This window comes from Methylobacterium sp. A52T (genome assembly GCF_053346095.1).
Map to the genome: position 1 here is coordinate 1 of NZ_JBKFBI010000227.1, position 5,468 is coordinate 5,468.

Genomic DNA, 5,468 nt, shown 5'->3' on the forward strand with positions numbered 1-5,468 from the left:
GCGCGTGCGGGAGCAGCGGCGGGACGGCGCCGGCGCGGCACAGCCCGCAGAGGGCGCAGGACCCCGGCGCCGGCGCGCCCGGGCCGACGGCCGCGTCACCGGCCTGATCCGGCGCGTGCCCGCACAGGATCTGGCCGGGCAGCGCGCCCCGATCCGCCTGCGCCATCCGGAGCGCGACGGCCGGCGCGAGCGCCTGGATCCAGAGCGCGAGCGCGATCAGCACCGCGCCCGGGAGGCCCGGGCGCCCGCGTCTCAGGCGCGGAGACGTGTGTACGGGCACGGCGCCCGCCCGCACCGGCTCAGCGCGCCGACCGTCTTCGGAGCCGGCCCGCGGCGAGGTCGAGGCCGACCATGGCGGCGATGGCGAGCCCGGTCAGCGGGAAGAGCGCCCCGAGCCCGAGGATGATCGCGGTCACGGTCGCGGCCACCCGCCGATCCGCGGGCCAGGGCGGCACGCCGAGGCCGCCGGCCGGGCGCCGCTTCCACCACATCGTCCCGGCGGTGACGGCGAGCAGGCATGTGGCGAGACAGAAGCCCAGCATCGCCAGCTGGTTCGCGCGGCCCCAGTGCTCGCCCTTGTGGACGCCGATCCCGTACTGGATCGCCCGGCCGACCGGTCCGAGATCCTGGAAATGGACGTCCACCAGCGGACGGCCGGAATACTGGTCGAGGCTGATGACCCGCTGCCGCGTGACGTCGCGCGGGTAGATCGCGGCGGCGTAGACACCCTCCGCGCCGACGGGCAGTGCCAGCTCGAAGCCGGGGGGCATCCCCAGATGTCGAAGGATCGCCACGGCGTCGTCGATCCCGACGCTCGCGGCCGCGGCCGGGGCGGAGCGCGGCACCGGCGCGTCCTGCAGCGTCCACCCGGCCTCCTCCAGCCGGTCGCGCAGCGGCACCGTCGAGACCGGCCGATTCGCCCAGAGCGCGGCCGGTTGCCCGAGGCCGGCGGCGTTCGACCACGCGCGCAGTTCCTGCCCCCACCAGATCGACCAGGGAAGGCCCGTGAGTGCCAGGAAGAGCAGCCCGCCGCCGGCTGCGAACCCGGTGACGGCGTGAAGGTCGCGCCACCACACGCGCCGGCGCGGGCCGCCGCGCACCGTGACGACGCCGCCCGCGCGGCCGCGGGGCCACCAGAGATACGCGCCGGTCAACACCAGGACGATCGCGAAACCCGCGACGATCTCGATGACGGCGTTCGCGAGGGGCCCGACCAGGGCGAGGCTGTGCAGTCCGCGGACCACCGCCATGAGCTCGCGGTCCCGGTCGACGCGGTCGAGCACGTCGCCAGTATAGGGGTTCAGGTAGACGTGGATCCGGCGGTCGCCGGACGCGAGCGTCACCCGCGCCGCGGCGTCCGGCGCGGCCGGGTCGAAGTAGGTGACGGGCGCGCCGTCGGGCACGGCCTGCAGCGCGTTGAAGATCAGCCGGTCCGGGCCGATCGGCGCCGTCGCCTGCGGCGCGACCCGGGTCCGGTACGCGAATAGGCTGCCGTTGATCTCGTCCTTGAACAGGTAGAGCGCGCCGGTGGCCGAGAGGCTGATCAGGAAGGGCAGGCAGAGCAGGCCGGCATAGAAGTGCCACCGCCAGACGGCCCGATAGACGGCGTCGCGGGACAGTCGCCGCGTTGCGTCCGCCCCGTACGCGGGGGCGTCGCCGTGGAGAACAATCGACATGATGGGAGGTCCGGGCCTGAACGATCGGGAGCTGGATCGTCAGGTCTTGGGTGGACCTCGCGCGGTGCCGGTCGAGGCCGGCGGGCCGGTCGTCGGGATCTCGGATTCGGGGCGCCACGCGCGGCGCGTCGCGGCGGCGACGGGCCAGCCGGTCGCCGTCGGGTCGACGGTCGGCAGGACCAGCGCGCCGGCCTGCACGAGCGTGCAGCACGGATGCGCGTGCATCGCCGGGCCGGCGGGGTCGCCCGAGGCGTGACCGGCGCAGATCACCGCGTCCGGATCGACCCAGGCCTGGGCCGGAGTGGCGAAGCCGAGGAAGGCTTGGAGCAGCAGCGCGTAGAGCGCGACCAAGCCGATGATCGCGCGCCCTCGAACCGTGAGAGGCTGGCACCGGCGCATGGACCGATCTAGGCGGCCGCGCCGCGGCGCGTCAACGGCCGATGGCTCTTCTGTCCGTGCCAGACCCACTCCTCGCTGAGGATCAGAGGAGGATGCGCCGGGCTTCCGGCAAGAAAAAACCCGCCGGATCTGAGATCGGGCGGGCCGGCGCGGTGGCTGGGGGACCTGGATTCGAACCAGGACTAGAGGAGTCAGAGTCCACCGTTCTACCGTTAAACTATCCCCCAATCAGCCGTGAGCCCTGCGCATCCGGTGTCGAAGATGGCGGGGCAGAGCCCGCAGCGCATCGAGCGGCTCCGGGCGTGGGCGGTGAGATAGGCGGAATGGTTCGGGAGGTCAACCGGTTGTTCTGCTGTTGACGCCACCTCAGCCGCGGCCGTAACCGTGAGGTCGCGGATGCTGCCAGGAAGGGTGGCCGAGTGGTTTAAGGCAGCGGTCTTGAAAACCGCCGTGGGGGCAACTCCACCGTGGGTTCGAATCCCACCCCTTCCGCCAGCATTCATGGATCGTGGACAGCGCTTCCCGCCGTTTGGCGGTCCACCCCACCACCTGCCCCACCAGTTGACGGGACTTGGTGGCTCAGGGACCCCCGACCGTCTCTGGACTGCGCGAGGCCGCCGAGATCACGGATCAGGCGATCACGGCATCGTCCGGGCGGGCAGCGTCGTCACGAAGGACATACCGCCGAATATCGTCGCCGCAGGCGCGCTTTGCCGGGCTATTCGCCCGATTACGGAAGCGGATCGGACCGGCTTCAGATCGGTCTAGGATCGGAAGCGGGCCGGATGGCGATGTCCGCTTCCCTGCCTCTGCCCCCTGGAAGCAGACCGGCACAGAATCACTCCGGCCAGCCATCTCCTTCGGATACTGCGCGGACTTCATGACTGGACACGAAGCTTCGGAATGCGCCCGCTATCCGGCTACAGTTTCCGGATGGGGATCGCGCTGGGACCGACCCTGCGCCAAGCTTCTGGCGATCCTGGACCGCTTGGCCGCGTAGGCAGGAGCGACCATCGGGTAGTCGTTCGGCAGGCCCCACTTCGCCCGGTAGGTCTCCGGCGTCAAACCACAGGCGGTCAGATGCCGCTTGATCGTCTTGTACCGCTTACCATCCTCGAAGCTGATCAGTGCCTCGCGTGTGATCGACGCCCGGACCATCACCGGTGTCGCTTTCCTGTCTCCATCCGCGGTGGACGCACCGGTGGGCTGAAGGCCGGTCAGGGCGGCGGCCGCCGTCGCGATCAGCGCCGGCATCTCCGAGGCTGCGACGCGATTGTGAGACACGTAGGCCGCCACGAGGTTCGCCGTCATTGCGCTGTAATCGAGGGAGGCGTTGCTTGCGTCGGCCGCATCATTATTCATTTCTCTGTCTACTCCCGCACATTTTGGTCGAGAATTTCCTATACGTCTTGGTAAGACGCGGCGCATATGAAATCTAATCCACATTAATGTAATGTATTCATAATGACTACTTTAAGTAATGGCATTGTCGTTAAGCTGGCTATCGGTGGTTGATATCCCGGGCGATACAGGGCTCCGAGGCACTCGGAATCGCGTGCTCAGGACGATGCGCTTATCGTTATTCAACGCAGGGTGACGTCGAGCGCATGACACGATTCACAGCAGGCCGCGTCTTGCAGGCGGCTCGACTCGTCACGAGGCGATCAGGGTCGCCCATCGCGGTTCCGCCCTGACAAGTCTGCATCCCTTCCCGACGCCCGCGGCCGGTCGCATAACAGCGATTCAGCGCCGGATTCTGGCTGCTCGGAACAGTGCCCTGTCAGCTTGACTATGCTCACGGCCAATCGCGGCCCAACCCGGACGGCCGGAACGGAGCTGACGCTTCCTGAAAACGGCCTTCCACAGATCGTCGGACTACATCGATCGAATGCGGTCTCACGTCCCGGAACGCGATTGCCGCGGGCCATATCTTCCTAGATGGCGATAGACAGCTTCTGCGCCTCGGGTGCCGGCTCCTCCCGGGGGATATTCCGGTAGCCGGGATGAAGCTGCAAGTTTCTGGCGATCGCCGATCGCTTGGCCGCGATCGCGTCACGCCTCGGACCGTTGATGGGTGAGATGCGTCCGCTGCCATGAGGCTCACGAGGGCGTTGGCCGTGTTCCCGCTTACTTCGACGCTGGATGCCAAGGATTCGACACGCGGTGCGGCCATGAGGCGACGGTCGCCGCGATCAGATTTGCTACACCCGCGATGATGCCGAGGCGGCCAGCCATCGGGCGTGACCTGCCTCGCGAATGCATTCTCAATACCGATATTCGCCATTAAGCATCGCTTGAATGCATCGGAACATATGCAAATATCGATATTCCAGTATGCACTCCTAATCTGATCCAGACTCTTAGTATCGAATATGATATCTGAGACGACCGATGCATTATCTGCATAATCAATGCGCTTTAACCATATTTTAAGTAATGCACATTACGTTGTGCCACTTGAAAGATGATAAAGTGGTACTCCTATGCTGCGAAACTCCAGTATCCTGATCAAGGCGTCCGTTCCGCTGCTGATCATGGCCGCGGTCGCCGCCGGCCTGGTTCACTACGCCATCGGAGAACTCAATCTGCTCGCAGGGCAAATGCGCGAGATCGTCGACACGCAGGCGGTCCGCCTCGAGCGGATCTTGGCTGTCCAGGTCAACACCAACGATGCAGCGATCCAGGCGCGCAATCTCATCCTCGAGACTCGCGAGCAGGAGATGGCCGGCTACAAAGTGCGCTACGATGCGGCTGTGAAGACGTCACTCGATGCTGTGAACACCTTGATCGCGATGGCGGACACGCCCGATCGAAAGTCCACGAACGAAACTCTTCAGAGTATTATCAAGGAGTTCTACTCGGCTCTGGACAAGTCCAACGGGCTTGGCCTCAAGAATGACAATGAAGCTGCTGCTAAGGTCCTCCTGACCGACGCTTCTGCCGCGCGCACCAAGATGCGGGATTTTGTGCAAGGTCGCGTCACGCGGCTGAACGCCGAGCTGCGCCAAGCCCGCGACGACTCCGAGCAGGCCGTCACCACGGCTAAAACCGTGCTGATCGGCGCCTCCGTGGCTGGCCTCGTCAGCGCCGTCGCGCTCTCCGCGCTGATCGTGATCTTCGGCATCACCCGGCCGCTGGGCAGCCTCGTCGCTGTTCTGCAGCGGATGGCCAAGGGTGCGGTCGACGCCGAGATCCGCGAGGCCACGCGCGGCGACGAGATCGGCGCCGTCGGCCAGGCGGTGGAGAGCATCAAGACCATGGTCGCCCGCAAGGCCGCCGAGGAGGCCGAGGTCCGGCGCCGCGCCGACGCGGCCGCCGCCGCCGAGCGCAAGCGCACCATGGTCGAGCTCGCCGACGGCTTCGAGCGCGCCGTCGGCGGGAGCGGGGGGCGGG

The 5,468-nt window shown here is 67.1% G+C and carries 5 protein-coding genes and 2 tRNA genes; 2 read left to right on the forward strand and 5 right to left on the reverse strand.

Annotated elements, in window-relative coordinates; translation table 11 throughout:
* The 4 genes from ACLBYE_RS29310 to ACLBYE_RS29325 all read right to left on the reverse strand — a co-directional run.
* On the reverse strand, nt 1-223 hold a 223-nt coding region (locus ACLBYE_RS29310; protein WP_447696847.1), incomplete at its 3' end, for a DUF2946 family protein.
* Nucleotides 224-299: 76 nt separating this feature from the next.
* Nucleotides 300-1,676, reverse strand: coding sequence for a PepSY-associated TM helix domain-containing protein (locus ACLBYE_RS29315; RefSeq protein WP_447696848.1), 1,377 nt, complete (start codon nt 1,674-1,676; stop codon nt 300-302).
* A gap of 39 nt (nt 1,677-1,715) precedes the next feature.
* Complete coding sequence (locus ACLBYE_RS29320) at nt 1,716-2,027, reverse strand: hypothetical protein (protein ID WP_447696849.1); 312 nt, start codon at nt 2,025-2,027, stop codon at nt 1,716-1,718.
* A 201-nt stretch (nt 2,028-2,228) separates the two neighbouring features.
* A tRNA-Gln gene (locus ACLBYE_RS29325) sits at nt 2,229-2,302 on the reverse strand.
* A 178-nt stretch (nt 2,303-2,480) separates the two neighbouring features.
* Here ACLBYE_RS29325 and ACLBYE_RS29330 point away from each other — a divergent pair.
* Nucleotides 2,481-2,570 (forward strand) — tRNA-Ser (locus ACLBYE_RS29330).
* 417 nt (nt 2,571-2,987) lie between these two features.
* Here the strand turns inward: ACLBYE_RS29330 and ACLBYE_RS29335 are convergent.
* On the reverse strand, nt 2,988-3,437 hold the full coding sequence (locus tag ACLBYE_RS29335; RefSeq protein WP_447696850.1) for a MucR family transcriptional regulator: 450 nt from the start codon (nt 3,435-3,437) through the stop codon (nt 2,988-2,990).
* A 1,121-nt stretch (nt 3,438-4,558) separates the two neighbouring features.
* Here ACLBYE_RS29335 and ACLBYE_RS29340 point away from each other — a divergent pair.
* The coding region (locus tag ACLBYE_RS29340; RefSeq protein ID WP_447696851.1) for a HAMP domain-containing protein at nt 4,559-5,468 on the forward strand (910 nt) is incomplete at its 3' end.